The organism is Acinetobacter sp. YH12231, assembly GCF_013417755.1.
Taxonomy (GTDB): Bacteria; Pseudomonadota; Gammaproteobacteria; order Pseudomonadales; family Moraxellaceae; genus Acinetobacter; species Acinetobacter amyesii.
On sequence record NZ_VPDJ01000005.1, the window covers coordinates 1 to 25,998 of the forward strand.

Here is a 25,998-nt window from a genome sequence, read left to right on the forward strand (position 1 = left end):
GATCTAGGCTTAAAAGATATTGCCACCTGTTCTGATGGCACTGTAATTTCAAATCCAAAATTCTATCGAAAATATGAGCAGAAATTAGGTATTGCTCAGAGAGCCAGGAATAAGAAGCGTGTTCGTGTATTACACGCCAAGATTGCAAATAGTCGAAAAGATCATTTGCATAAAGCAAGCACCAAGCTTGTGAATGAAAATGCATTGATTATTGTAGGTGACTTGAGTGCTAAAAAATTAGTAAAAACCAAAATGGCAAAATCTGTTTTGGATACAGGATTTTCTGCACTAAAAACAATGCTCAAGTATAAATGCGAGAACGCAGGCGTATTGTTTGAAGAAGTCCAAGAAGCCTATACCACCCAAATCTGTTCGTGCTGCGGTGAGATCACCTCAAGTAGTCCAAAAGGTAAGACAGATCTTGGAATAAGAGAATGGGAGTGCATGAGCTGTGGTACAGCTCATGATCGAGATATAAACTCAGCTCTAAACATTCTTGCGCTTGGGCATAAGCGTCTAGCTGTAGGAATCACCCTCTTTTAAGGGGGTGAGGATGTCAACTGCCCATGCTTGTTGTTTGGGTTGGTCATAAATCCCGGTTAATGGTGGATGTGCGCCTGCAAAAATAGGCAGATCCCATTCTTTTAAATCGACAATTTCAGTTTCTACGGTACTGTAGTCATAGCTTTCGATTTCTGAAAGTAGCCAGTTGGCAATCTTAATTGCCGTGCGGCCTTCGCGGACACTGCCGACAATAATATGAAGTTTCATCTTATTTCCCGTCTTGTTTTAAAGTCTTGCATTAAATTAATATGAATTCGGTCCGTTGCATATACAGAAAATGTATCGAGTCGATTGATAGTTATAAAAATAGTGATAAAAAAAAGCTCCCGAAGGAGCTTTCATTTGCTGAAACTTAGATCAGTTTCACGCCTTGTTGACCAGCAGGGGTCACTTTGAAAATTTCAACTTCAAAGGTGATATTTTTACCGGCTAGAGGGTGGTTGAAATCCACTTCGGTAATGTCTTCACCTACAGTTTTGATCACCCCATACAGACTTTGTTTGGCTTTATCTTCAAACTCAATCATATGGCCTTCAACAGGACGTTGCTCAAATTTGACAGTATCAAATTTTTGTACGTTTTCCGGGTTCCATGGACCAAAAGCATCTTCAGGAGGAAGGCTCACAGTACGGCGGTCACCTGCACGTAAACCGAATAAAGCTTTCTCAAAACCCGGTAATAAGCTGCCATCACCCATGACAAGGCTGACAGGTTCAGCACGGCTACGGGTATTGTCAATTTCTACGCCATTTTCAATAGCAACAGAAAAGTGAAGGTCTACTTTAGAACCTTCTTCAATACGAGTTTCCTCGTTAGGATTGATAAAATCAGTCATTTTGCGCTTCCGCACGTTGAATTCGGTGTTTTTCTAAGAAAAACGTATCGATAAGAAGCAGAATCGTGCCTAATGTAATGGCACTGTCTGCAATATTAAATGCAGGAAAGTGGCTGTTGTTGTAATACACGTGAATGAAATCCACCACATAACCTAAAGATACGCGGTCAATTAAGTTACCTATTGCGCCGCCTAAAATCAGGGCAATGGCAATTGGAAGGACTTTCACGTTTTTTGGCATACGCATGAGCCAAAATACAAAAATGACAGACACAAGTCCTGCGAGTGAAGTAAAGAAATAACGTTGCCATCCACCGGCATCGGACAAGAAACTAAAGGCAGCGCCATAGTTATGTAGTAATGTCCAATTTAAAAAGGGCATGACAGGTACAGGATCTGCGTAGTTCAGATGTGTACTTGCAATCCATTTGGTCCATTGATCCAAAATAATGGCAACAATGGATAAGCCCACCCACACTAAATTGTGTGGGTAGAATTGAAAGAAGCCCTTTTTTTCTTGTGGATTAGGCATATTTTCTCTCTTCGCCTTGACCTGTAGGAAGGTTAATAATACAACGAGAACAAAGACCTGGATGTTCGTGATGTGTATTCACATCTGGTAGTACATGCCAGCAGCGTGCACATTTTTCACCATCAGCAGCAGAGACTTTGACATTTAAACCGTCAAGGTCAGAGGCTTCACCTTGCGCTGCATCAAACGCATTGACAATCACTTGAGAAGTGATGAGGACAAAACGCAGTTCTTCACCGAATTTGTCTAAAACAGCTTTCAGCTCAGCATTGGCCCAAAGTTCAACTTTGGCAGACAAGTTTGAACCCACAGTTTTTGCAGTACGTGCAGCTTCAATAAACTTGTTCACCGCAGATTTAACGGTGATCAAGGTTTGCCATTCAGCTTCAGTCACCAGATTCGCTGTAGAAGCTACAGGAATGTCATACCACTCCGCAGTAAATACATATTTCTCAGACTGCTCTGGAATCAACGGCCAAGCTTCTTGTGCGGTGAAACTCAAGATTGGAGACATCCAGCGGACAAAGGCTTGAACCAAGTGATACAACGCAGTTTGTGCAGAATGACGCGCTGCAGAGTCTGCTTTGGTGGTGTACTGACGGTCTTTGATGATGTCGAGGTAGAAACCACCCAAGTCATTAATACAGAAGTTGGTCAATGCGCTAGTCACGATATGGAAGTTCATATCTTCATAGGCTTGCTGAATGGTTTTTTGTACTTCCGCCGCACGTTGCAAGATGTATTGATCCAGTGCGATCAATTGATCAACAGGCAAAGCATCAGTCGATGGTTTGAAGCCATTCAAGTTCGCCAACAAGAAACGCAATGTGTTACGGATACGGCGGTAACCATCTGATGCACGGCTGAAGATTTCTTTACCTGCAGTCATTTCATAACGGTAGTCTGCAGACGCAATCCAGAAACGTAGGCCATCTGCACCCATGTCTTTAATGATGTCTTGCGGCGTGATCACGTTACCGATCGACTTCGACATTTTGCGGCCTTTTTCGTCCACAACGAAGCCGTGAGTCAATAAGCCTTTGTACGGTGCGCGGTTATTAATCGCCATAGACGTTAACAATGAAGACTGGAACCAACCACGGTGTTGGTCAGAACCTTCAAGGTACAAGTCAGCTGGGTCTTGCAATTCTTCACGTTCACGGAGTACTGCAAAGTGTGTTGTTCCAGAGTCAAACCAAACGTCTAGAGTGTCACGAACTGCATTGTACTGCTCTGCATCTGCACCGATAAACTCAGACGCATCACGGTTATACCAACCATCAATACCTTCTTGTTCAATCAGCTTCGCCACTTCTTCGATCAGCTCAGGCGTACGTGGGTGAAGTTCGTTAGTATCTTTATGCACAAAGAACGGAATCGGCACGCCCCATGTACGTTGACGTGAGATACACCAGTCTGGACGACCTTCAATCATCGATTGGATACGGTTTTTACCCCAATCCGGTACGAAGCTGATGTCATTTTCAATCGCGTTTAATGCACCTTGGCGTAAACCTTTTGCATCCATGCTGATGAACCATTGCGGTGTTGCACGGAAGATAATCGGTGTTTTATGGCGCCAGCAATGTGGATAGCTATGTTTGATCACCACATGTGCCCAAAGTTTACCTGCTTCGATTAAAGCAGCAATGATTTTTGGATTGGCTTTGTAGATGTGTTCGCCTGCAAAAATTGGTGCAGTCGGTAAATACACACCGTTGCCGCCAACTGGATTGTCGACTTTCAGGTTGTACTGTAAGCCAACTTTATAGTCGTCCACACCATGGCCTGGCGCGGTATGTACAGCACCTGTACCACTGCCGTCTGTGACATGCTCACCTAAAATCACTGGTACTTGGCGTTCAGCAATTAACGGATGTTGTAGTACTAGATTTTCAAGTTTTGCACCAGCAAATTCAGCAATCACTTCTACTGCGTTAAAACCATAACGCTGAGTTGCAGATTCAACCAATGATTTTGCAAGGATGAAGTTTTGCGCTGCTTTGTCTTCGCCAGTTGCTTTCACCAATTGGTATTCAAGTTCAGCGTGTAGAGCAACCGCTTGGTTGGCAGGCATAGTCCAAGGTGTGGTTGTCCAGATTACGATATCTGTAGAATCGCTAACTGTAACACCTAGGCGTGCAGATAAATCAGCTAAATCAACAACGCTAAAACCAACGTCAATCGCATCTGATTTTTTGTCTTCGTATTCCACTTCAGCTTCAGCTAAGGCAGAACCACAGTCCAAACACCAGTTCACAGGTTTAAGACCCGGCTCAATATGGCCTGCTTTGGCAATTTCACCGAGCGAACGAACGATGTCGGCTTCTTGTTTGAAGTTCATGGTGAGGTAAGGGTTGTCCCAATCACCAAACACACCCATACGCACGAAGTCTTTTTTCTGTAATTCAACTTGGGTGTAGGCATATTCACGGCAGGCTTTACGGAAAGTTGAGGCATCTACTTTCACGCCGACTTTACCGACTTTTTCTTCAACTTTCAGTTCGATTGGAAGACCGTGACAGTCCCAACCTGGTACATACGGTGCGTCAAAACCGTCCATTACACGGCTTTTGATGATGATGTCTTTCAGGACTTTATTCACCGCATGGCCTAAGTGAATTTGGCCATTTGCGTATGGAGGGCCGTCATGAAGCACATATTTTTTCTTGCCAATACGCGATGCACGAATCTGCTGATAAATGTTGTCGGCATACCACTCTTCTAACCATTTCGCTTCACGTACTGCGAGATTTGCTTTCATCGCAAATTCAGTACCTGGGAGGTTTAGCGTGGCTTTATAATCCACTGCATTTTCAGGAGTTTGCTTATCGCTCATGCAAGTTGTCTTCCAAATTTATCAGCCCGTTGACTGACGCGTTTTACAATAAATAATCGGGGTTTAAAAGGGGAAATGAGGGTGCTGACCTCGAAACTCAAGGAGCTTTTCGACGTCGTCATCAATTCCGGCTTTCAGTGCTTCAAGCGAAGGGTAGTCCTTTTCGCCATGTAAAAAGTTCAAGAACGTCACCCGCATTAACAGGCCATACAGATTAGCAGAAACATCAGGAAAATGTACTTCTAATCGCCATTCAGGATGTTCCTGTTTAATTGCGGGACGCGTACCAACATGCCCTGCACCAAACAGAGCAGAGGGTGCATAACCTGCAACCCCTAATTTGTCAGCATTTTCGTTTTTTACTTTATCTGTTAAAGATTCGGTTTCACAAATGACATCGACTGCATAAATGCCATTTAAACAAGGTTTATGACGGTTTAAACGCACATTAATGGTAGGAAAATTAATGGTGCGACCGATTTGATCGCCATACTGCACACGACCGGTGATGCTATAAGGACGACCTAAAAGTTTTGCGGCATGGGCAAGGTCGCCTGCTTGTAATGTCTGACGAACCAGTGTCGAACTGACACGTTCGCCATCAACTTCGACATTTTGCAGGGCTGTGACTTGGAAGCCGTATTGGCGTAAAAATTCGCTATTGCCTTGGCGGTTTTTGCCAAAGTGATGATCTTCGCCCAAAACTAAACTTTGTGTATTGAGTTTATTTTTTAAAATATCGGCAAATTCTTCGGCGCTGAGATTACGAAAGGCATTGTCAAATTTCGCCACCACAATATAGTCGACGCCTAGTTCAGTTAAATATTCGACTTTTTCACGTAGTGAACTGATTCGAGGCGGTGCATCATAAGCTTTAAAGAATTCAAGCGGTTGTGGCTCAAAAATCATCACAGCTGTTTTTAAGTTTTGTTGCTGTGCTATGTCTTTGAGCTGGCTGACCATCGCTTGATGACCCAAATGTACACCATCAAAATTGCCAATGGTCACGGCAGTTTTGGGGAGTTCTAAGTGGGGCGCTAAAGCATTCAGACGGAGCAGCTTCATGGGCGAATCAATTGTTGAAAATGTTTGAGGGCTATATATTGCCATAATCTTCTGCGTTCGTCTTGTTGTTGTGTTTTTACTCAAGTTTTTTTATGCAGAGATGAATTTACTATCAATAAAATAAATTATAAAAATAAATATTAATCAATTTTTCTTGTTTAATGGTGTGCTTAAACTATAGACATTCCATTTTGATGAGCATCATGCGATGAAAATGCCATTTTATCAACTCCAGCATAAACAAGACTTGATTCGTCATTTCACCCCAAACTGGTTTACGGTGGTGATGGGCACAGGTGTGGTGGCCCTCATTTTACCATCTATAGCGGTGGCGCCGCAGTGGATGTGGTCCTTCGGAGCAGCGCTGTGGCAGATCAGCATCGTGTTGTTCATATTGTTTAGTGGGATGTATCTCAGCCGATGGATATTGTACCCACAAGCAGATTTTCCAGCATCCAGTGATGAGTTTATTTCTTGGGGCGATCCTCATGGCACTGGCAACCCTGATCAATGGCGCATTGAAATTTGGCACCACGCTATACACAGAGTTTTTGGGCATGAGCATCATCACATGGGCTGAATATTTATGGTATGTCGATGTGTTGATGTCAATAGCGATTGCATGGTGTGTTCCATTTCTGATGTTTAGTCGTCAGCAACATGCGCTGCAAGGCATGACCGCAGTATGGTTATTGCCGATAGTGGCTTGCGAGGTGGTTGCCAGTTCAGGCGGTTTATTGTTGGCGCATTTACCTGCACAGGCCCATTCTGTCCATATTTTGCTGGGGAGTTATCTGCTTTGGGGGATCTCAGTATTTCCTGCATTTGCCATCTTAAGCATCTTGTTGCTGCGTCTGGCTTTACATCAATTGCCAAGCAAGGAAATGGCGATCAGCAGTTGGTTGGCCTTAGGACCGATTGGGACAGGGGCTTTAGCGCTGTTACTTTTGGGCGAGCAAGCCCCACGTATTTTGACAGCAGTAGACTTGGCAGATTTAGGACAGGTGTTGCTTCAAGGCGGCGTGTTCGCAGCCCTTGTTCTACTTGGATTTGGTGTATGGTGGTTCGGAATCGCTATACTCATCACGCTAAAACATTTGCGAGATTTACCCTTTAATCTCGGGTGGTGGGCGATGACGTTTCCATTCGGCGTTTTTAGTTTAGCAGTCATCAATTTGGCGGAACAGACGCAATTACACGCTATTCAACAGTTCGGTACTTTTTTTGCAGTATTGCTCTGTACGCTTTGGTTATTGGTGATGCTGAAAACCATACAAGGGTTTTATCGCGGTAGCTTATTTTTTTCTCCGTGTTTAAAAGCGTATTGTAATGCTCAGCGCGCATCTTAAATGATGTCGGGTGAATGTAAATCCGTTGAAGAAAACTATAGCGCGTTGGCTTTGACGGATTTCAGCAAACAAATATAGAGCTTGTGCAAGCGTGTGATGCAGTTACGTTATTTTGCTATCCATGCAAAACATTCATGTATAAAATTTGCGCGTATTTTCAAGAGATCAACAGGTTTCGAGATATAAACTTGCTTGTAGTGTAGGTGCTAGAGTAAGGATTATGGATTAAAACAAAAAAGATAAAAATAAGGATCGAATTATGTGTAATCAAACCAGTTTTTGGGATGATGCCAAAGGATTATTATAAGAATGGTACGTCGCTTGTACCTCTAAAGAACTCAAAAAAGATCAGCCTTTTTCAGCCACCCTGTATGGTAAAAAAATTGTTCTGTTCCGACAAAAAGATGGAACAGCCGCTGCATTGCTCGATCAATGTGTGCATCGTGGTGTGCCTTTGTCTAAGGGTAAAATGACCGATGGCTGCGTGACATGTCCATATCATGGTTGGTCGTATCAGGGCGATGGGCATGTGGCGCATATTCCTAGTGTCAATGGACAATTTTTTCCAGAAAAACCGCATCCCTTTAAACAGCGTAGTTTTGATGTATGTGAGCAAGATGGGGTGGTATGGATTTATCTCGGTGAAAAGCCCAAACAGGAACGCCCGGAAATATTTAAATTACCGTTTTATGATCAAGCCGGCTGGGTCAGCTATTACATGGTCGGCAGTTATGATGGCGAGATGGGCGCTGTTGCACAGAATATAATGGATGTAACCCATACCATATTTGTCCATGAAGGCTGGTTTCGTTCAGAGTCGGGAAAAGCCGTGGATGCCACCATAGATGTCGGGCCGCGCAAAGTAGTCGTTGACTATCATGACCATGATGCAGATGTCGGCATGATGCCATGGCTGACCAATCCGCATGGTGCTGAACAGGTCCACCGCGACAGTTTTATCGCGCCGAATATTACCTTGGTGGAATACCATTGGGGAGAGCCATCGGGCATGGTGTTTAATAGTCTGATTAGCCCTGTGGGGCCGTATGAGTCACGGGTTTATACCTGTGTCAGTTATAAATTTCCGATTCCAAAATTGTTGTCTAAGGCATTGATGCCGGCTGTGAATGCCTATACTTGGGTGGTCAACAAACAAGACATTAAAATTTTGTCAGCGCGAAGAGCTGGCATCGAGCATATGCCGATGACCCATTCGCATAGTGTACGAGGGGATATGGCACATATTGCCTTAGAGAAGATTTTAGATGCCTTACGTCATGACCAACAATTGGCACCGTCTTTTATTGGCAAGCGGCCGATGCAATTTCAAATTTGATAGCATTCAAATCTGCGTGAGGAATTTATTTTCTGAGCAATGTGATTTTTGAAGATGATTTTTTCTGCGCACGTGCAAATGTATGCTATATGAAGGCATCAATTTGAGGAGACCGCTATGCGTCAGCAAATCGCTTTAATTATGGCACTGCCGAGTGAATCTAAAGGCTTGTTTGAAGCCGCAGGCATTGAAGTACATTACAGTGGTATTGGTAAAGTCAATGCCGCATTTAAAGCCTTTGATGTGATTCAAAAAACCGGATGTCATACTTTGCTGAATTTGGGCACTGCGGGAAGTTCACATTTTGATGCACATGCTTTGGTTGAAGTAGCTCAATTTGTACAACGGGATATGGATGTATCGCCTTTGGGTTTTGATGTGGGGGTGACGCCGATGGATACCGATCATCCTGCTGAAATTCAGCCAGAGAGCATGTTTAGCCATTTGCCTAAAGGAATTTGTGGTACAGGCGACAGCTTTGAAACTGGGCTGCCGAAAGTACCGTGTAATCTTGTCGATATGGAAGGCTACGCAATCGCTAAAGTATGTAAAAAACTGGGTGTTCGCTTTGTATCGGTAAAATATATTACCGATGGTGCGAATGACACAGCGCATCTGGATTGGGAAGAAAATTTATTATTCGGCGCAAAGAAATTATTGAAATTATATCAAACAGTCAAATAAGGCATTTAGCTAATTTCGGTCGGCGACCATAGAATGCTATGGTCGTATGCCAATTCGACCCAATTCAATTTACTTTTCTGGGCGTGGAATTACACCGTAAAGCATCATATGGACGGTATGTTGAATAATCCGTTGTTGCATACTGCGATTACGTAAGGTTTTTCCAGTGACCATTTCCATTTGGGTTGCAAAGTCAGCATAGTTTTGCGTGATTGCCCAAATGTTCAGAATTAAAAGTTCTGGATCAATATCTTTTGAAATTTTACCTTGCTCTTGCCAGTTGCTAATGACTTTGGCTTTGCGTTTCACTAATTTTTTTAGTGGGCCTTTTAAAATTTCAAGAATGTGTGGTGCGCCCTGAATGACTTCAAGTGCGAACAAACGTGAGGCTTTCGGTTGCGTACGAGATACTTCAATTTTCTGCAATAGATAATTGGTGATCGCTTCTTCAGGCTCAAGGTCTGCTTCCAACATTTGTAGCGGAGCAAGCCACTTTTGTAGAACCGTTGTCAGAACTTCAACATAAAGCGCTTCTTTATTTTCATAGTAATAGAAAATATTCGATTTATGCATTTCTGCAATCTGTGCGATCTCATCCAAGCTGGCGCCATTGAAGCCATACAGGGAAAAGACATCCAGTGCTGCATTAAGCAACTGGTGGCGTTTCTGGGTACTCTTTTTTTGTTCCATTAGCTCTTTTAAGAAAATGAAAAGGGAATATTGAATTGTACGGCAAATCAACAGATTTGTGCACAATCATCGTTTTTAATTTTATGAATTTTGGCAGTTTATTCTGTTCAACGGTCAAATAAATACGACGAATGCCATAATATTTCAAATAATCATTTTAGGGTGAAATTTAAATAAATCATTATTTTTAGTCATGGATTTATATGATTTGTCGTAATTTTTGTGATGTATTTGTCAACAGGCGATAAATCTCCCCTCAATGCTAAACGTGGTTATGTTGCGATATTGCTCTAGAACAGGACAGGAAGTCACACAGTTTAAGTGATGATTTCCTGCACAAGTATAGCTTAAGTGGCCAAGACTGCTTGTAAGACTTGTTGTTCAAGTTCAGTAAATTCAATGCCTTTTTTTCGTGGACGGGCCAAATTGACACGAAATTCTTGGGCAATATGGCCTTTATCGAGCAAGATTATACGGTCTGCCAACTGCACGGCTTCACTTACATCATGCGTGACCAAAATCGCGGTAAAACCTTGCTCGGTCCAGAGTTTTTCAATCAAATTCTGCATATCTAAACGTGTTAAGGCATCGAGCGCACCCAGTGGTTCATCTAGCAGCAATATACGTGGTTTATGTGACAAAGCACGTGCCAGTGCAGTACGTTGTCGTTGCCCCCCTGACAGCTGTGTTGGCCAAAGCCCCGCTTTGTCTTTTAAACCGACTTTTTCGAGGAGTGCTGTGGCATTGGCGTGTTGGTCTTTGCTTAAACCAAGTTGTACATTTTTCTCAATGCTACGCCAAGGCAGTAGGCGAGGGTCTTGGAACATCACACGAATATCATCACTGGTGATGCCTTCACGTATATGACGTGCAGACTTAAATTTAATTTCGCCATAACTCGGTTTTTCTAAGTCGGCGATGAGGCGAAGCAGGGTACTTTTACCACAGCCACTACGACCGACAATCGCCAAGAATTCACCGGGTTGAATATGCAGGTCAAGGTCCTCAAGGACTTTAACATCGCCATAAAATTTGTGTAGTTGTTCAATCAGGATCTCTGCGCCCAACACCGCATGGGGGTTGATATCCTCGACTGAAGAACGCTGAGGTTGGGTTGAGTCGTCTGCATGACGGCTTATGCTTAAATCGGTCATCACATGCTCCTTATTTTTGGTAACCCGAGTGCCAACGGAGTAAATATTTTTCTAAGGCAACAGCCAGTACATCGGCCAATTTACCGAGTAGGGCATACAATAAAATCCCGACCAAGACGATATCGGTTTGTAGAAATTCGCGTGCATTCATGGTCATATAACCGATGCCGGCTTGTGCAGAAATGGTTTCTGCCACAATCAACAAAACCCAAACGAGCCCGAGTGAAAAACGCAGACCAACCAAAATAGACGGCATCGCCCCCGGTAGAATGATTTCTTTATAAAGTTGCCAGCCACTCAAACCGTAGCTTTTGCCCATTTCAATCAGTTGAGGGTCTACAGAACGAATACCATGATAGGTATTGATATAAATGGGAAAGAATACGCCAATAGCGACTAAAAAAAGTTTGGCCGATTCATCGATCCCAAACCATAAAATCACCAAGGGAATCAGGGCAAGAGCAGGAATGTTACGGATCATTTGCAGCGTGGTATCGAGTAGCGTCGATGCTGTTTTGGATGAACCATTCAGCAGCCCTAAAAAAAGACCTAATCCACCGCCGACTAAAAGCCCAACCAAAGCACGACCGGCACTGATTTGAACATGCTTCCACAGTTCACCACTGATCAGTAAGTTCCAAAAGACCACCACCACCGCACTTGGCGCAGGCAAAATACGACTTTCTAACAGCCCTGTAACAGAGGCAATTTGCCAAACAATAATTAATGCAATAGGAAACAACCAAGGCAGCAAACGCTGCCCGAGTTGTGTTCCACGTGAAACCTTCGGTGCTTTGAAGGTTTCAACAGAAACAGTTTTGGACATTAGGCCGGCTCCTGAATCTTTTCAGCTTTTTTATTTTCATCTGGTGTGTAATTGTTCGCGACAATCTCACCAAATGGGCCGGTTAAGTTAGGTTGAACCAATTTCTGACGTGTTTCCAATGGCAGTAATGGGAACACTAATTCTGCAAAACGGATAGACTCTTCAAGGTGTGGGTAACCAGAGAAAATAAAGGTGCTAATCCCGAGATCGGCATATTCTTGGATACGTGCGGCGACAGTTTCAGGATCACCAACGAGTGCCGTACCTGCACCACCACGAACCAATCCAACACCTGCCCATAAGTTTGGAGATACTTCTAATTTGCTACGGTCGCCATTGTGCAGTTCAGCCATACGGCGTTGCCCTACAGAGTCCATGGTTTTGAACTTGGCTTGCGCGGCTGCAATGGTGGCATCGTCGACATATTGGATTAGTTCTTCAGCTGCTTTCCATGCCTCTTCATTGGTTTCGCGTACAATGACATGTAAACGAATGCCATAATTCAGTTCACGTCCTTTGGCTTTGGCTTTTTCACGCACCACTGCAATTTTTTCTTTTACCGCAGCAGGTGGCTCACCCCAAGTTAAATAGGTGTCAACTTGATCTGTCGCGAGTTCAACAGCAGCTTCTGACGAACCGCCAAACCATAGTGGTGGATAAGGTTTTTGTACCGGTGGATAGAGTAATTTGGCGTCGTCTACACTCAAACGTTCGCCATGGAAGGTATAGCTTTCACCAGTATGTGAACGGGTTAAAATTTCACGCCAAATTGTGGTGTATTCCGCGGCAGTTTGGTAACGCGTTGCGTGATCTTCATAGACACCATCACCCTTGAGTTCTTGCTCATCACCGCCTGTAACTAAATTCAGTAAGATACGACCGCCAGATAAACGGTCAAATGTTGCAGCCATACGTGCAGTCAGTGCAGGCGTTGTCACCCCTGGGCGTAGCGCGACTAGAAATTTTAGATTTTTAGTGGCATCAATCAAGCTTGCAGCTGTAAGCCATGGATCTTCACATGAACGACCTGTCGGAATCAGAACGCCTTCATAGCCAAGATTATCCACCGCTACTGCAATTTGCTTCATGTAGGCGTGATCGACTTGGCGTGCACCTTTACTTGTTCCTAAGTAGCGACTGTCACCGTGGGTAGGGATAAACCAGAAAATTTTCATGTTCAGTTCCTTGTATTTTTGATGGCTCGGGTATCAATGTGATGAAGGTGTCCAAACTTGCTTTTGGACTTGAATGTTGTTTGGAATCAGTTGGACTTGTTTAAATAAGTCCGCAATATTTTGCTGTGCTTGAATGACCTCAGGTGTCAGCGGGCGCACAGGAGATGGTTTAGATCGGCGAGAAAAGGCTTGCGCAGCAATATTCTTTTGCAGCCCAGTGCTGTTTTGATAAATCTCTAAAGCCACATTTTGGTTCTTCACAATCCACTGATCGGAAGCATCTAGGGCCTTTAAAAATTTAGCTGGGGCATTAGGGTGCGCTTGAACGACTTTTGGATTTGCCACATAAAATGAATAGGTCTTTGGAAAATCACCGGATTGAATCAGCACTTTAGCCTGAGCATCCAACTCCGCAGCAGATAAAAACGGGTCCCAAATGGCCCATGCATCAATTGATTTTTTATCAAATGCGGCACGTGCATCTGCTGGTGGAATCCAAATCGGTTGAATGTCATTCCAAGTCAAACCGGCTTTTTCTAAAGTTTTGGCTAATAACTCATGCGCACTCGAGCCTTTTTGTACAGCAACGCGTTTGCCACGTAATTCTTGAATGGTTTTGATTGAGCTATCCGCTGGAATCACGACAGCAAGCGACTGTTCAGGCACCACTTCATAGCCAATATAATTCAGGTCTTTATTGGCAGCTTGGGCAAAAATAGGCGGGGTGTTGCCGACATAGCCATAATCCACCGCACCGACCGCAAGGGCTTCTAACATTTGTGGGCCAGCAGGGAACTCCTTCCACTCAATGTGAGCACCGGGAAATTGTTGTTCAAAGAGCTTTTGTTCACGGGCAACCAACAAATTTAAGGCTGATTTTTGAAAACCAATAACCAAGGTTTTTACGGCTGTTTCAGTTGGTTTTTCACGATCCTGCTGTGCTGTTTCTTGTTTTTGGCACGCACTGAGTCCAAGGCCCAAAGTGGCTAAAGTCAGTATGGAAAATGTTCTTAGAATACGCATGGCATCGCCCTTATGCTGTAGTCGGCTTATTTGATAATGGCCGACTCAATATTTAATTTATTGGGAATTAATTTTTCGTTATAAAACGCATCAGCGACTTGCTGCTGCTCTTGCGCCACTTGTGTAGTAATCGGCGTCACTTGATTGCCTAAACGGGAAATTGAGGTTTTAAGCACATCTAGACCTAAGCCGGTTTTGCCTTCGAGTAACTTGGCCGCTTCATCTTGATTTTTTGAGACCCATTGCGTGGTCAAATTCAACTCATTCACCACAGCTTGCAGGACTTTTGGATTTTCCTGAGCAAATTTACGATCGGCCAAATAGAACTGGTAGTTCTTCACCAAGTTTTCGCCATTGGCAATGGTGCGAGCATTAAGTTGATGCTCAGCAGCAGAAAGGAACGGGTCCCAAATTACCCATGCATCAACGGCACCTTTTTCAAAAGCAGCACGTGCGTCGGCAGGTGGTAAATACACGACATTGATGTCGCTAAATTTAAGCTGATTGGCTTCCAACAGCTTGAGCAACAGGTAATGCACGTTTGAGCCTTTGTTTAAGGCCACACGTTTACCTTTTAAGTCCTGAATACTGTGAATAGCCGAATCTTTTTGCACAATTAATGCTTCAGCTTTTGGAACTGCAGGTTGGTTGGCAATGTAAACCAAATCGGTTTGAGCGGCTTGAGCAAAGATAGGCGGTGCTTCACCGACTTCACCAAATGACACGCTGCCCACATTGAGCCCTTCAAGCAGCTGTGGACCCGCAGGAAATTCCACCCATTTGATATTTACACCTTGGCTTTTTAAGGCTGTTTCTAAGGTTCCGCGTTCTTTTAAAATTGGCAATAAGCCATATTTTTGGAAGCCAATATTTAAGGTGACATTTTCATCAGCCTCTTTTTTGCCACAGCCCGACATCATCATGGCACCCACAACCGCTGTAGACAGTACAAGTGTTTTTGTCCAAAGTTTTACTTTGTGAGTACGCATGTGTTGCTCCTATAAAGGTCTAAATGTGCAGAACTGTTGATTTATGAACACATAAGCTAAAGAGTTTTCTTTTTCGAAAAAAATAAGAAAACTTAAATTTAAAATCAGGAAAAAAGATAAATAAAAATCAGCAAAACTTATGAAAAATTATGATTTTAGAAAAACATATAATGTGTCAAAGTGTTATTTTAAGTTATTGAAATTATTTATTTATTTGGGTTATTTAAATGGCAGATATGGTTATTCTGTGGCTTGCAAAGTGATTTGAGGGGGATAGCCAAGGGATTAGGCATAACCTTATGCAAAATAATGCTATTCAGCGCATAAAAAAAGCCACTTTAAAGTGACTTTTTACAAACCAATGAGTTTCTTTGGTAGTTGTATAAGGCCTGACGGGCATTCGGTAAGTCATCGACACTGACTTGTTCAAAACCTTGTTCAAGGAACCAATGCGCTGTTCGTGTGGTCAAAATAAACAATTGTTCAATACCTAAATCTCGCGCTTTTTCTTCTAAATAATGCAAAATTTGGCTACCGCGATTCGATTTTCGATACCCCGGATGCACAGCCACACATGCGATTTCAGCAGAGCGTTTTTCATTCCCTGTGACAGGAATCGGATATAACGCAGCGCAGGCCAAAATCGTACCGTCACGTTCAATCACTGCAAATTGTCCAATTTCATTTTCCAGACGTTCACGTGAGCGATAAACCAAAATGCCTTCTTGTTCGAGAGGGCGTAACAGATTGATTAAGCCACCCACATCTTGAATATCGGCAGTACGCACTTCTTCATAATGCGCATCGGTGATCATGGTGCCAGAACCGTCACGTGTGAACAGTTCTTCGATCAATGCGCCATCATAGGCATAGGAAATAAGATGAACACGGTGTACGCCTTGTAGGGAGGCATCTTTGGCAACGCTTAAATGCAGGGCAATATCGGGGTTAGAATCTTGATATTGCAAAATATGCTGATCAAGTTGATGAGGCGTAATTTCGCGTTGTAGTTGCCCATGTTCATTGTGCAAACCGTGTTGTTTGCCCAAGAAAATTAACTTATCCGCTTTTAAACTGATCGCAGTTTTGGTCGCAACTTCTTCAGCCAATAAATTAAACACTTCACCTGTAGTGGAATAACCTGTCGGCCCAAGCACCACAATGTTTTGGCTCTCTAAATGACGTTGAATCGCATCAATATCGACGGAACGAACTTCACCAGACAGTTGAAAATCGATACCGTCACGAATGCCATACGGTTTTGCCGTGACTAAATTACCTGAAACCACATCAATACGCGCGCCGTACATCGGTGAGTTGGCTAAACCCATAGATAGGAGGGCTTCAATTTGCAGACGAATGGAGCCAACAGCATTCATCACTGCAGGTAAAGATTCGCGTGTGGTAATGCGACGATGATGATGAAATGGTGTCTGGATGCCGCTGCTTTGTAAATTATGATTGATTTGCGGACGGGCACCATGCACCAAAATTAGACGAATACCAAGCGAGTGTAATAAGGCAATATCGTGAATAATGTGTTGAAAATTTTCATGTTGCAGCGCTTCACCATCAAACATGATGACAAAGGTTTTGTTACGATGCGCATTAATATAGGGTGCAGAATGACGGAACCAATGCACATACTGTAAGGTTGTGCTGGAAGATGGTTCAGTGATATTCGTTTGCATGCCTATGCCTGTTTATTCGCTTTGGTATGGATGATTCTAAACAAAAACATATGACAGCGGAAAGCAAATATAAAAAAACACCTGAACAGTGTTCAGGTGTTGGGAAAGGGACTCAAGAGATCGTCGAATGATTAGCCATTCTTAATTCGAATGATGCGATCGGTACGATCATTGACTAGCACGTAATCACCATTGATTTTGTACCATTGTTGATAACGACCGGTGTTCGGTAAGCGGCGTGCTTCACGATCACTCACTTTGTAGCGGCTTGAGTCGAAATAACGTGGAAAGCTTTGACCGACACGCCAATCACGGCTTGGGTTTACACGACGAAAGTCATTACGGTCGTAGCGATTATTGTCATAACGGTTGTTGTTATTCCAATTGCCCGGACGGTGATCTTTGTCCCAACGGTTGTCTTGATGTTGGTATGACGGATGGTAACGGCGGTCATCTTGACGATGGTCTGGCGCAGCAATGGCTGCTGTTGTTGCCATCAAAGCCGATACGGAAAGAACTAAACTCGATACGATTTTGTTCATGGGACACCTCTATACATTTCTAATCTGTTTTTCGATGATTCAAAATTAGCGAGAAAGTTCAGAGAAAGCGTGGGGGCAATATAGTTGAATTGTGAAATGTATGGAGGAAATTTGAAGGTGTGTAAATGATCTGAACGTTAGGCAGCATCAGCTTTTGCGGTTAAACATTAAAAAAAGCCCAGAGTTGATCTGGACTTTAAAAATATGGCGAAATTAAATTCAAAACGGCTTACATACCTAAAATTTTCAGAATACTGTTACTATCTGAGTTGACCAATATGTAGTCATTATTGATTTTATACCATTGCTGATTACGCGATGGTTTAGGTAAGTTATGGTCTTTATAATCGACTTTATAACCATTACCACGATAATGCTGTGGCATCACATAGCCCGTTTGCCATTTATGTTGTTGCAAACGTTTGACTCCACGTTGTTCACGCATACGGCGTCGATCTTCAAGATCGTCATCGTCCTGATAACCACGGAAATCACGATCTTTTTTCATTTGACCATATGCATTGCCGCGTGGGCCATCAAAGCCACGTTCATCGTTCTTGAAGTGAGGCGCTGCAGACGTGATGCTGCTTGCTATTAAAGCACTGAAAGAAATAGCCAAAATTGGCAAAATCTTTTTCATGTTCAACCCTCATGAGTAATTTATCTTCAATATCACTACTGTACGCATTAAATGCAGAGAAACTGTGAAGAAAGATGAATATTTCTTTAAATAAAACGAAGAGATTGCGGATATTATGCGATAAATTTGGCGCCGAGAACAATCTTTCCATCTTGAAAGCGATGGTCCGATAATGCGTGCTTTTTATCCTTGCAATGCAGTCTTGATCAAATTTGAGGTCTATTGTAAGCACGATCAAAACAGCCCATCAAGTCTTGACAGGCAAATGAGGGGAGAGATGAAAGACTGAAAATGTTGAGTAACTTCGGGTTTTAGTACCACTGCTCGTTTAGGCATTGGAGTGAATAAATTGCTTGAGCCACATATTCAGCTTGCTCGGCATCGTCCATTGCAGAGATCAAATTTTCAGTCAGTTGTAAGGTTTTAATTGAACGAATGGTTTCAATTTTGCGTTTTTGATCAGCCATTTGGGTCTCCTTGCCGTCGGTCTATGTCATGGCCAGCAGTCTATGCTTTTATACTTAATTTGAAAAACCGAATATTATTATAAAAATAATTTAAAAATACGATCAATGGCAAGTTGGGTAATGAAGCTGTCTATTGATCAAAGCTTGTTGAATTTCAAATGCTAATCTAAGGGTTTAAAAAAAGGGCATCAAATGGCCCTTTTTAGTGCTAAATGTGTCACTTGGAACTTAATTAGTATGCGTATTTCAGGTCGGTATAATCCGTTAATGATTTTTGAATATGAGCTTGAATAAATTCATTAATATCTTCAGGTGTCATTGCTGCACCTTGTTTGGTAATCACATGCTCAAACGGTGCTTGATCTTGCGCAATGATGCGATAAACAAAGTTAGTGATCACTTGAAAGCCTGCTTCTTGCTTTTGAATGCAAGTGACATAGAAATAGGCATGCTCAAAGTTTAAGTCAGTATGCGAAAAAATAAATTGTTCAAATAATTTTGCATTTTGACCGACATCTAAGCCCTTTAAATCGTCCACGATACTCGGGTCGAATTTCATGCCATATTTTGCTGAAATCGGTTGACCATCGACCAGTAGGTTAACCATGCCATCCTCAGTTGGAGTCACTGTAATATTGCTAAAGTCAGACATGTATCAATCCAATGTTTTTAAAGAATGCCCCAAGTATCGGCAAATTTGCTAAAAACTCAAGTCGACTTTCGCGTGGACACCGCGAAATCAGTCGGTTAATGATGTCTTGTAGGCATTCAATACATAAAAAAGGAAGCTCGCGCTTCCTTTTTAAATTGGGTTTTCACCCTATTCATCTTGGGCATCTATGCTGGCACCGGTTAAATGCAAGCTGTCGTCACCCATTAAATATAAATATGCAGGCATAATGCTTTCAGGCGTAGGCAAAGTTTTTGGATCTTCGTCTGGATACGCCTTTGCACGCATGGCAGTACGTGTTGCCCCTGGGTTAATGCAGTTGAAGCGAATATTCGGATGTACATTTTCTTTTGCGAATAAAGTGCTGACCGCTTCAATGGCAATTTTTGAAACCGAGTACGCGCCCCAACGTTCACGGGCTTCACGCCCCACACCTGAACTGGCAAAGACCACTGAGGCATGCTCAGATTTTTGCAGTAGGGGCATCAGCTCTTGAGTCAGTACAAAGGGCGCACGAAGGTTCACCGCCATGACATCATCCCAAACATCCACAGGATAATGTTCTAGTTCAGTTCGCTCACCCAAGATCCCTGCATTATGCAAAATGCCGTCTAGGCGACCAAATTGCTTTTCTAAGGTGTCGACCAATAGCTCATAGTCACGAGGAGAGGCACTAGACAGTTGTAGCGGTAAAATCGCCGGTTGGGGGGCACCCAATCCTTCAATTTCATCGTAAATCACTTCTAGTTTATTCAGTGTGCGTCCATGTAAAACCACGGTTGCGCCATGTAAGGCATAGCTGAGGGCAGCCGCACGCCCAATACCATCGCCCGCACCTGTAATCAGGATAATGCGATCTTTGAGCAGATCGGGGCGAGGTTGATATTCTGAATATTTCATCCGTACCTCCTCGTTTTATTGTGTTGTGTTCTATCGTTATAAAGTCGCTGTGTTTAGCGTTTTCGGTTTGATGACCAAATCATGAATGACTTCATGCAATTCAGCAACAGTCTTCACTATACAATCTGCATGCCAAGCTGTTAAGTCATCTTTGTGCTGTAAAGGTAAATAGCCATAAGCCGCAAGAATTGTGTACATCTGCGCATTACGACCGGCATCGATATCACGTGGATGATCACCGACATAGATACAGTCTTGAGCATCTAGATGAATGTGCTTGGCTGCTAAATACATCGGCTCTGGGTCTGGCTTGGTTTTACTGACATCGTCTGGGCAAACCAATACCGAGCAGCGTTCAGTTAAATTCAACGCTTTGAGCAACGCTTCACTGAGTGAACGCGGCTTATTGGTGACAATGCCCCACGGAATTTGATGTTGTTCTAACTCTGCGAGTAGTGGATACATGCCTTCAAACAGATCGGTATCAACTGCAATATCAGCACCATACAGATCTAAAAAGCGTTGACGATGTGCCAGAAAGACAGGATCTTCAACGTCTAACTCTGGATAGACCAGTTTGACCATGGCACGCGCGCCTTCAGATACCTGTACACGAATGTCGTCAGCACTGACCACCGCAATGTCTTTGTCACGGCACATGTCTTGAATAATACGAATAAAATCAGCCGCGGTATCAATCAGTGTACCGTCAAGATCAAAGAGTACAGCTTTCATTAGGCTTCTTTCACCGTATGAACCATGTAGTTCACATCCACATTCGGTGCGAGCCAATAGCGTTTGGTAATCGGGTTATAATGTAAACCTGTCATATCTTTGAGTTTTAACTCGGCTTGACGAATATCATGAGCTAATTCTGAAGGTTTAATAAACTTGGAATAATCATGAGTGCCTTTCGCCAACATGCGTAAAACATATTCCGCACCAATAATCGCAAACAAATAGGCTTTAGGATTACGGTTAATGGTCGAGAAGAACACATGACCACCCGGTTTTACCAGCTTTTGACAGGCTAAAATGATCGAAGCTGGATCGGGTACGTGTTCGAGCATTTCCATACAGGTGACGACGTCATATTGACCTGCTTGCTCTTCTGCCAATTGCTCTACAGGTACTTGGCGATATTCAATATTTTGTACATTTTCTTGTTCGGCATGTAAGCGTGCAACATTCAACGGCGCTTCGCCCATGTCGATACCCAATACTTGCGCACCGCGACGTGCCATGCTTTCAGCTAAAATACCGCCGCCACAGCCCACATCTAATACTTTCTTGCCAGTGATACCATTTGAATGCTCATCAATCCAGTTCAAACGCAGGGGATTAATCATGTGCAAAGGGCGGAACTCAGAATGCTGATCCCACCATATGGCTGCGAAAGCTTCAAATTTGGCAATTTCTTGTGGATCAACATTCAATTGCGACATCGGTTGCACCTCAATCAAGTCTTTATATTTTAGAAAAAAGTTTATGGGAGTTAGTGTAGCGCGTCCTGAAAAAAAAGCGATAAAAGCCTTAAAAAAGTTCACAGAATGAAAACGAAATCGACAGATTTGATTTATAGTGTTGCCATAAACTAATCATAATGATTTTGAGGACGATAAGTTCAATGAAAAAATTCCTTTTAGGCACGATTACAACAGCTATTTTGGCTTTTTCTGGCAGTGCGATGGCAGCGCAATTTGTCGCGGGGACTGATTACACAGTTATTCCAAAACCGATTAAAGTCGAACGTCCGGGTAAAATCGAAGTCCGTGAGTTCTTTTGGTATGGCTGCCCACATTGTTTTACATTAGAACCGCATATGCAAACGTGGTTAAAGCAATTGCCTAAAGATGTACGTTTTGTCCGTACACCTGCAGCAATGAATCCACTTTGGGAACAAGGCGCGCGTGCTTACTATGCATCGGAAGCACTGGGTGTTCGTCAAAAAGCACATTTACAATTGTTCCATGACATTCATGTGGGTCAAAAAAATATCTTAGAACAAGGCGCATTTGCTAAGTTCTACACCCGTTATGGTGTTCCTGAAGCGAAATTTAACAGCACATTTAAATCATTTGCTGTGTCTTCAAAAATTGCTCAAGCGAAAAGCTTAGCGGCTCAATATCAATTGAGCGGCGTGCCTGCGATTACCGTCAATGGTAAATACATCGTACAAGGTGAAGATGCACGTACCGTTGAAATCGTGAAATTCCTTGTTGATAAAGAACGCAAAGCGAAATAACAGATGTCATAAAAAAGCCGCACTCGATGCGGCTTTTTTTATGACGGTACATTTTGCGTTTTAGGTCGATAAATTTTGCGGATCAGCGATTTGAGCCAAAGATCGATCCCAATGTAAGATGCCACGAAATAAGAGCTGAACTTGAGTCTGAGCTTGGCGGCGAAATTGTTGTAGCGCATCCGTACGTTGTGGAAGGTCAATATGTCGATGTAAGTCAATCCACTGCATTGCCCAACTTAAGGCCAATTCAAACAAAATTTGTCCCAATACTTTGAGGTCTTGTTCGGATTGAATGTGTTGAGTCGCTTCAACTTGAGCCAGTGCATGGGCCAAATCAGTACTGAGAAAATTAAATTCACGTGTAATGGCTTGTCTTAAGGAAGCTGAACCACCCCAACGCTCTGCAATGAGAAACATCCATGCCTCAGGAAATTGCTCAACGGCATGAAATAAATAATCCAGACTCTGTCGTGTACGTGCATCGGGTGCTTGAAAGCATTGCTGACTCAGTTGATTGAGTACATTACGAAGGTGCAGGGCCATTTGGTCGACCAGTTCCAAACCGAGTTCGTCCATGTCCTGAAAATGACGATAAAATGCAGCGGGGACCAAGCCAACATGACGGGAAATTTCGCGTAAGCTCAGACTACTGAAAGAACGGCCTGTGGTACTCAATGCAAGCGCTGCATCAAGGATGGCTTTACGACTTTGTTGCTTACGTTCTTCCCGTATCGACATGCAATTCGTCCTGAATTTTGCGTGGCTTCAGTCTAACAAATTTCCTGATGTCGTACGATGGGCCTATCAAAACTTGGATGAATGGATTTTGTAAATGCACACGAATGCGTCCCGAATCTGGCTGTACCTTCTGTTATAATGTGCCGCAATCAATTTTGTCAGATTAAGGACTCATTATGCGTATCGACCAACGAGCATTAGATCAATTACGTGAAGTAAAAATTACCCGTAACTACACACGTTATGCGGAAGGTTCTGTATTGGTTGAATTTGGTCATACAAAAGTTCTTTGTACTGCAAGTGTCGACAACTCAGTGCCGCGTTTCCTTAAAGGAAAAGGTCAGGGTTGGGTGACTGCTGAATATGGCATGTTACCTCGTTCAACACATACACGTACTGACCGTGAAGCGGCACGTGGTAAACAAAGTGGTCGTACACAAGAAATCCAACGTTTGATCGGTCGTAGCTTACGTGCCATGGTTGATTTGAAAAAATTGGGTGAAAATACCATTAGCATCGACTGTGATGTGATTCAAGCAGATGGCGGTACACGCACAGCATCAATCACAGGTGCAGCTGTTGCTTTGGTCGATGCGATGAATGTCTTGCTTGAAAATAAAAAAATCAAACAAGATCCGCTTAAAGGCTTAGTTGCAGCTGTTTCTGTAGGTATGTATCAAGATGAAGCATTACTTGATCTTTGCTATGAAGAAGATTCAAACTGCCAAACTGACTTAAATGTGGTCATGACACAAGCAGGTGAGTTCATTGAACTTCAAGGCACAGCAGAAGACAAACCATTTACACGTACACAGTGTAATGAAATGCTTGAATTGGCTGAAAAAGGCATTCAAGAATTGATCAAAAAACAACAAGAAGCTTTAGGCTGGTAAGTTGTTTGATTCAGTTCAAACTGAATAAAGAACGCATCTTCGGATGCGTTTTTTATGCGCTGAATATAGAAAATCCAACATGAATCGGCTTTTAAGTAACGTGTCTTTGACTCAAATTAATAGAATCAGGATGCTTTGAAGGACTAAAAATGAAAAATTGGATGATGCATTTTTCTTTATTCAGCGTATTTTTGATCAGTGGTTGTGATTTTTGGGAAATCAGGTTCAAGAGCGTGAAGGTGGTCGTTTTTCTGAACAAAGTGAAAACTCAAAAGATCATGACGATGATCAAGATGAGCGCGAGCAGCATGAAGACGATGCGGAGCATGAAAAGGACTCTGAACATGAAGATGAAACTGAACGAGCTAAACAACAGCAAGATGATGATTACGTCATGCTAGAGGTTAAGCATCAAAAAGGGTGCAATAGCACCCTTTATTTATGTTTAGAGCAAGTCTAGAGCGTTAGGCATTAAAGCGCATAGATAAATCAATCGCTGTGACATCTTTGGTGAGCACACCCATCGAAATATAATCGACCCCTGTCGTTGCCACTTCACGTAAGTTTGCAATAGTGATATTGCCTGAGGCTTCAAGTTTGCAGCGACCATTGACGTGTTTAACGGCATCAATCATTTGTTGCTGACTAAAGTTATCCAACATCACAATATCCGCACCTGCTTCTAACGCTTGGTTGAGTTCATCCCAAGTTTCGACTTCAACTTCCACAGGTTTACCCGGAGCAATGGTATGCGCTTTAGCAATAGCTTGGCTAATGCCACCTGCTGCCATGATGTGATTTTCTTTAATTAAAAACGCATCAAATAAACCTAAGCGATGGTTTTGACCACCTCCGACAGCAACTGCATATTTTTGTGCAATACGTAGGCCTGGTAAGGTTTTACGGGTATCGAGTAAACGAGTATTCAAACCTTCAAGCTGCTGGACATAGGCAGCAGTTTTAGTCGCTACTGCAGATAATGTTTGTATAAAATTTAAGGCTGGACGCTCAACCGTGAGTAAACTACGCGCAGAACCTGCGAGTTTTAAAAAGGCTTCGCCTGCGGCAACACGGTCACCATCATGTTTCAACCAAGTGACTTGGACAGCGGCATCGTAAGCCTGAATGAGTGCATTAACCCAAGGCTGACCCGCCAAGATCATCTCTTCACGGCTGATAATCGTTGCAGTGGCTTGTTCGTCTTCTGGAGTTAACAGGGCTGTAATATCGCCTTCGCCAATATCTTCTTGTAGTGCGTGTTGAATATTGATTTGGATTGATTGTTCAAGCAAAGATTGCGATATGCTCATAAGAAGTTCCGTATCTTTTTAACCCAGGAAAATGTGCGCGTTATATTAGCATTGTTCCTTAAAAATGAGCGATTTTTAACTCCTTTCACAGACTTGAATTGAGATTTCAATGTGAAAGTTTTAGCATTAAACCTTTCAAGTAGGGCTCGGCGTTTTGATCTGCAGCATTGCAGGCCGGCTTAGACACAGGATTTTTTTATGTCACAAGCAACAACATTTCAGGTGCAGGATGGGCAATTGCTAGGTGCGCGTCAAATTCCATCACCGAATTTTAACCAGCGTCCCGCAGATACCGAAATTCAGCTTGTCGTCATTCATAATATTAGTTTGCCACCTTCTCAGTTCGGCGGTGGTTATATCGAACAATTTTTCCAAAATCAGTTGGATTGGTCGAAACATCCTTATTTTCAAACCATTGAAGGTATGGAGGTTTCTACCCATTTATTGATCTTGCGTACAGGTGAAGTACTGCAATTTGTGAATTTTAACGATCGTGCTTGGCATGCAGGGCGTTCTACCTATTTAGCACAAAAAGAATGTAATGATTATTCGATTGGGATTGAGCTGGAGGGCAGTGATGACTTGCCTTTCGAACCTGCACAATATGCCGTGCTGACCGAGGTCGTGGCGTGTTTACAACAGGCTTATCCTAAAATTCAACAACATATTGCAGGGCATTCAGATATTGCACCGGGACGTAAAACTGATCCGGGTTCATTTTTTGAGTGGAACGCTTTTCGTCAACAGCTGCATCATTTTAAAAACAAATAAACAATACATACTGCGTTTAATAAACCAATGAAATTCCTTGACGAGTTTCATTACAATAGGCGCACTTTCA

At 42.9% G+C, this 25,998-nt stretch carries 27 protein-coding genes and 3 pseudogenes; 9 read left to right on the top strand and 21 right to left on the bottom strand.

Annotation, left to right across the window (positions count from 1 at the left end; all coding sequences use genetic code 11):
• Window positions 1-543, top strand: a 543-nt coding sequence (locus FTV11_RS02595) for an RNA-guided endonuclease TnpB family protein (RefSeq protein ID WP_180073332.1), incomplete at its 5' end; no start/stop codon positions are given.
• Window positions 544-561: 18 nt separating this feature from the next.
• On the opposite strand, the pseudogene FTV11_RS02600 reads toward FTV11_RS02595, so the two are convergent.
• The 5 genes and pseudogenes from FTV11_RS02600 to ribF all read right to left on the bottom strand — a co-directional run.
• Window positions 562-771: pseudogene (locus FTV11_RS02600) on the bottom strand (NADPH-dependent FMN reductase); the annotation flags it as partial.
• Between the two features lie 145 nt (window positions 772-916).
• Window positions 917-1,399: a peptidylprolyl isomerase gene (locus tag FTV11_RS02605; protein WP_078190656.1), complete on the bottom strand. Its 483-nt coding sequence runs from the start codon at window positions 1,397-1,399 to the stop codon at window positions 917-919.
• Window positions 1,392-1,931, bottom strand: coding sequence for a signal peptidase II (gene lspA / locus FTV11_RS02610; RefSeq protein WP_078190655.1), 540 nt, complete (start codon window positions 1,929-1,931; stop codon window positions 1,392-1,394). Before lspA ends, FTV11_RS02605 begins: the two co-directional genes overlap by 8 nt.
• The gene (gene ileS / locus FTV11_RS02615) at window positions 1,924-4,770 is read right to left on the bottom strand and encodes an isoleucine--tRNA ligase (RefSeq protein WP_180073333.1); all 2,847 of its coding nucleotides are present in this window, start codon (window positions 4,768-4,770) and stop codon (window positions 1,924-1,926) included. The genes lspA and ileS overlap by 8 nt, the downstream gene beginning before the upstream one ends.
• A gap of 63 nt (window positions 4,771-4,833) precedes the next feature.
• On the bottom strand, window positions 4,834-5,835 hold the full coding sequence (ribF, locus tag FTV11_RS02620) for a riboflavin biosynthesis protein RibF (protein ID WP_168379800.1): 1,002 nt from the start codon (window positions 5,833-5,835) through the stop codon (window positions 4,834-4,836).
• Window positions 5,836-6,043: 208 nt separating this feature from the next.
• Here ribF and FTV11_RS02625 point away from each other — a divergent pair.
• From FTV11_RS02625 to FTV11_RS02635, 4 genes and pseudogenes are all read left to right on the top strand, one after another.
• Window positions 6,044-7,184 (top strand): annotated as a pseudogene (locus FTV11_RS02625) (TDT family transporter).
• Window positions 7,185-7,503: 319 nt separating this feature from the next.
• A pseudogene (locus FTV11_RS16960) lies at window positions 7,504-7,725 on the top strand (Rieske 2Fe-2S domain-containing protein); the annotation flags it as partial.
• A gap of 81 nt (window positions 7,726-7,806) precedes the next feature.
• Window positions 7,807-8,520: a hypothetical protein gene (locus FTV11_RS17035; RefSeq protein ID WP_373686217.1), complete on the top strand. Its 714-nt coding sequence runs from the start codon at window positions 7,807-7,809 to the stop codon at window positions 8,518-8,520.
• A 117-nt stretch (window positions 8,521-8,637) separates the two neighbouring features.
• Window positions 8,638-9,204, top strand: coding sequence for a 5'-nucleosidase (locus FTV11_RS02635; protein WP_111886021.1), 567 nt, complete (start codon window positions 8,638-8,640; stop codon window positions 9,202-9,204).
• A 69-nt stretch (window positions 9,205-9,273) separates the two neighbouring features.
• On the opposite strand, the gene FTV11_RS02640 is transcribed toward FTV11_RS02635, so the two are convergent.
• The 14 genes from FTV11_RS02640 to ubiG all read right to left on the bottom strand — a co-directional run bounded on the left by FTV11_RS02640 (window position 9,274) and on the right by ubiG (window position 21,416).
• Window positions 9,274-9,894 carry a TetR/AcrR family transcriptional regulator gene (locus tag FTV11_RS02640; RefSeq protein WP_078190649.1) on the bottom strand — a complete coding sequence of 207 codons (621 nt, stop codon included), beginning with the start codon at window positions 9,892-9,894 and terminating at the stop codon, window positions 9,274-9,276.
• 347 nt (window positions 9,895-10,241) lie between these two features.
• Window positions 10,242-11,048, bottom strand: a complete 807-nt coding sequence (locus tag FTV11_RS02645) for an ABC transporter ATP-binding protein (RefSeq protein ID WP_111886022.1) — start codon at window positions 11,046-11,048, stop codon at window positions 10,242-10,244.
• Window positions 11,049-11,058: 10 nt separating this feature from the next.
• Entirely contained in the window at window positions 11,059-11,874 is an 816-nt protein-coding gene (ssuC, locus tag FTV11_RS02650; protein WP_180004323.1) for an aliphatic sulfonate ABC transporter permease SsuC, read from the bottom strand.
• Window positions 11,874-13,049, bottom strand: coding sequence for an FMNH2-dependent alkanesulfonate monooxygenase (ssuD, locus tag FTV11_RS02655; protein ID WP_168379803.1), 1,176 nt, complete (start codon window positions 13,047-13,049; stop codon window positions 11,874-11,876). Before ssuD ends, ssuC begins: the two co-directional genes overlap by 1 nt.
• Before the next feature lie 33 nt (window positions 13,050-13,082).
• Window positions 13,083-14,072 carry an aliphatic sulfonate ABC transporter substrate-binding protein gene (locus tag FTV11_RS02660; RefSeq protein WP_180073334.1) on the bottom strand — a complete coding sequence of 330 codons (990 nt, stop codon included), beginning with the start codon at window positions 14,070-14,072 and terminating at the stop codon, window positions 13,083-13,085.
• Between the two features lie 26 nt (window positions 14,073-14,098).
• The gene (locus FTV11_RS02665; RefSeq protein WP_168379805.1) at window positions 14,099-15,061 is read right to left on the bottom strand and encodes a sulfonate ABC transporter substrate-binding protein; all 963 of its coding nucleotides are present in this window, start codon (window positions 15,059-15,061) and stop codon (window positions 14,099-14,101) included.
• Between the two features lie 338 nt (window positions 15,062-15,399).
• Window positions 15,400-16,752, bottom strand: a complete 1,353-nt coding sequence (gene argA, locus FTV11_RS02670) for an amino-acid N-acetyltransferase (RefSeq protein ID WP_111886026.1) — start codon at window positions 16,750-16,752, stop codon at window positions 15,400-15,402.
• A gap of 131 nt (window positions 16,753-16,883) precedes the next feature.
• Entirely contained in the window at window positions 16,884-17,294 is a 411-nt protein-coding gene (locus FTV11_RS02675) for an RcnB family protein (RefSeq protein ID WP_180073335.1), read from the bottom strand.
• A gap of 229 nt (window positions 17,295-17,523) precedes the next feature.
• Window positions 17,524-17,934, bottom strand: a complete 411-nt coding sequence (locus FTV11_RS02680) for an RcnB family protein (RefSeq protein WP_078193274.1) — start codon at window positions 17,932-17,934, stop codon at window positions 17,524-17,526.
• 311 nt (window positions 17,935-18,245) lie between these two features.
• Window positions 18,246-18,401: a hypothetical protein gene (locus FTV11_RS02685; protein ID WP_180073336.1), complete on the bottom strand. Its 156-nt coding sequence runs from the start codon at window positions 18,399-18,401 to the stop codon at window positions 18,246-18,248.
• Window positions 18,402-18,633: 232 nt separating this feature from the next.
• Entirely contained in the window at window positions 18,634-19,053 is a 420-nt protein-coding gene (locus FTV11_RS02690; protein WP_111885093.1) for a hypothetical protein, read from the bottom strand.
• Window positions 19,054-19,221: 168 nt separating this feature from the next.
• Window positions 19,222-19,971, bottom strand: coding sequence for a YciK family oxidoreductase (locus tag FTV11_RS02695; RefSeq protein ID WP_180022987.1), 750 nt, complete (start codon window positions 19,969-19,971; stop codon window positions 19,222-19,224).
• Between the two features lie 36 nt (window positions 19,972-20,007).
• Window positions 20,008-20,706 (bottom strand): HAD family hydrolase, encoded by a 699-nt coding sequence (locus FTV11_RS02700; RefSeq protein WP_180073337.1) that lies wholly within the window; start codon window positions 20,704-20,706, stop codon window positions 20,008-20,010.
• Window positions 20,706-21,416, bottom strand: a complete 711-nt coding sequence (gene ubiG / locus FTV11_RS02705; protein WP_078190637.1) for a bifunctional 2-polyprenyl-6-hydroxyphenol methylase/3-demethylubiquinol 3-O-methyltransferase UbiG — start codon at window positions 21,414-21,416, stop codon at window positions 20,706-20,708. Before ubiG ends, FTV11_RS02700 begins: the two co-directional genes overlap by 1 nt.
• Before the next feature lie 182 nt (window positions 21,417-21,598).
• Between ubiG and FTV11_RS02710 the strand changes: the two genes are divergently transcribed.
• On the top strand, window positions 21,599-22,216 hold the full coding sequence (locus FTV11_RS02710; RefSeq protein ID WP_111885097.1) for a thiol:disulfide interchange protein DsbA/DsbL: 618 nt from the start codon (window positions 21,599-21,601) through the stop codon (window positions 22,214-22,216).
• Between the two features lie 60 nt (window positions 22,217-22,276).
• Here FTV11_RS02710 and FTV11_RS02715 read toward each other — a convergent pair whose 3' ends face one another.
• Window positions 22,277-22,954, bottom strand: a complete 678-nt coding sequence (locus FTV11_RS02715; RefSeq protein WP_180022311.1) for a TetR family transcriptional regulator — start codon at window positions 22,952-22,954, stop codon at window positions 22,277-22,279.
• Window positions 22,955-23,130: 176 nt separating this feature from the next.
• On the opposite strand from FTV11_RS02715, the gene rph reads away from it, so the two are divergent.
• Together rph and FTV11_RS02725 are read left to right on the top strand one after the other, a co-directional pair.
• Window positions 23,131-23,847, top strand: a complete 717-nt coding sequence (rph, locus tag FTV11_RS02720; RefSeq protein ID WP_180073338.1) for a ribonuclease PH — start codon at window positions 23,131-23,133, stop codon at window positions 23,845-23,847.
• Window positions 23,848-24,058: 211 nt separating this feature from the next.
• Window positions 24,059-24,307, top strand: coding sequence for a hypothetical protein (locus tag FTV11_RS02725; RefSeq protein ID WP_180063054.1), 249 nt, complete (start codon window positions 24,059-24,061; stop codon window positions 24,305-24,307).
• Between the two features lie 4 nt (window positions 24,308-24,311).
• Here FTV11_RS02725 and nadC read toward each other — a convergent pair whose 3' ends face one another.
• Window positions 24,312-25,157 (bottom strand): carboxylating nicotinate-nucleotide diphosphorylase, encoded by an 846-nt coding sequence (nadC, locus tag FTV11_RS02730; RefSeq protein ID WP_180073339.1) that lies wholly within the window; start codon window positions 25,155-25,157, stop codon window positions 24,312-24,314.
• Between the two features lie 198 nt (window positions 25,158-25,355).
• Between nadC and ampD the strand changes: the two genes are divergently transcribed.
• Window positions 25,356-25,928, top strand: a complete 573-nt coding sequence (gene ampD, locus FTV11_RS02735) for a 1,6-anhydro-N-acetylmuramyl-L-alanine amidase AmpD (RefSeq protein ID WP_180073340.1) — start codon at window positions 25,356-25,358, stop codon at window positions 25,926-25,928.
• Window positions 25,929-25,998: the final 70 nt, after the last annotated feature.

Excerpts from the sequence above, each read along its gene's own strand:
- FTV11_RS02645 (WP_111886022.1), bottom strand. The coding sequence starts at position 11,048 with ATGACCGATTTAAGCATAAGCCGTCATGCAGACGACTCAACCCAACCT.
- FTV11_RS02715 (WP_180022311.1), bottom strand. The coding sequence starts at position 22,954 with ATGTCGATACGGGAAGAACGTAAGCAACAAAGTCGTAAAGCCATCCTT.
- FTV11_RS02685 (WP_180073336.1), bottom strand. The coding sequence starts at position 18,401 with ATGGCTGATCAAAAACGCAAAATTGAAACCATTCGTTCAATTAAAACC.
- rph (WP_180073338.1), top strand. The coding sequence starts at position 23,131 with ATGCGTATCGACCAACGAGCATTAGATCAATTACGTGAAGTAAAAATT.
- nadC (WP_180073339.1), bottom strand. The coding sequence starts at position 25,157 with ATGAGCATATCGCAATCTTTGCTTGAACAATCAATCCAAATCAATATT.
- FTV11_RS02710 (WP_111885097.1), top strand. The coding sequence starts at position 21,599 with ATGAAAAAATTCCTTTTAGGCACGATTACAACAGCTATTTTGGCTTTT.
- FTV11_RS02700 (WP_180073337.1), bottom strand. The coding sequence starts at position 20,706 with ATGAAAGCTGTACTCTTTGATCTTGACGGTACACTGATTGATACCGCG.
- FTV11_RS02640 (WP_078190649.1), bottom strand. The coding sequence starts at position 9,894 with ATGGAACAAAAAAAGAGTACCCAGAAACGCCACCAGTTGCTTAATGCA.
- FTV11_RS02695 (WP_180022987.1), bottom strand. The coding sequence starts at position 19,971 with ATGAAATATTCAGAATATCAACCTCGCCCCGATCTGCTCAAAGATCGC.
- FTV11_RS02605 (WP_078190656.1), bottom strand. The coding sequence starts at position 1,399 with ATGACTGATTTTATCAATCCTAACGAGGAAACTCGTATTGAAGAAGGT.
- FTV11_RS02690 (WP_111885093.1), bottom strand. The coding sequence starts at position 19,053 with ATGTCTGACTTTAGCAATATTACAGTGACTCCAACTGAGGATGGCATG.
- ribF (WP_168379800.1), bottom strand. The coding sequence starts at position 5,835 with ATGAAGCTGCTCCGTCTGAATGCTTTAGCGCCCCACTTAGAACTCCCC.
- lspA (WP_078190655.1), bottom strand. The coding sequence starts at position 1,931 with ATGCCTAATCCACAAGAAAAAAAGGGCTTCTTTCAATTCTACCCACAC.
- ileS (WP_180073333.1), bottom strand. The coding sequence starts at position 4,770 with ATGAGCGATAAGCAAACTCCTGAAAATGCAGTGGATTATAAAGCCACG.
- argA (WP_111886026.1), bottom strand. The coding sequence starts at position 16,752 with ATGCAAACGAATATCACTGAACCATCTTCCAGCACAACCTTACAGTAT.
- FTV11_RS02675 (WP_180073335.1), bottom strand. The coding sequence starts at position 17,294 with ATGAACAAAATCGTATCGAGTTTAGTTCTTTCCGTATCGGCTTTGATG.
- FTV11_RS02680 (WP_078193274.1), bottom strand. The coding sequence starts at position 17,934 with ATGAAAAAGATTTTGCCAATTTTGGCTATTTCTTTCAGTGCTTTAATA.
- ubiG (WP_078190637.1), bottom strand. The coding sequence starts at position 21,416 with ATGTCGCAATTGAATGTTGATCCACAAGAAATTGCCAAATTTGAAGCT.
- ampD (WP_180073340.1), top strand. The coding sequence starts at position 25,356 with ATGTCACAAGCAACAACATTTCAGGTGCAGGATGGGCAATTGCTAGGT.
- FTV11_RS02660 (WP_180073334.1), bottom strand. The coding sequence starts at position 14,072 with ATGCGTATTCTAAGAACATTTTCCATACTGACTTTAGCCACTTTGGGC.
- FTV11_RS02635 (WP_111886021.1), top strand. The coding sequence starts at position 8,638 with ATGCGTCAGCAAATCGCTTTAATTATGGCACTGCCGAGTGAATCTAAA.
- ssuD (WP_168379803.1), bottom strand. The coding sequence starts at position 13,049 with ATGAAAATTTTCTGGTTTATCCCTACCCACGGTGACAGTCGCTACTTA.
- FTV11_RS02665 (WP_168379805.1), bottom strand. The coding sequence starts at position 15,061 with ATGCGTACTCACAAAGTAAAACTTTGGACAAAAACACTTGTACTGTCT.
- ssuC (WP_180004323.1), bottom strand. The coding sequence starts at position 11,874 with ATGTCCAAAACTGTTTCTGTTGAAACCTTCAAAGCACCGAAGGTTTCA.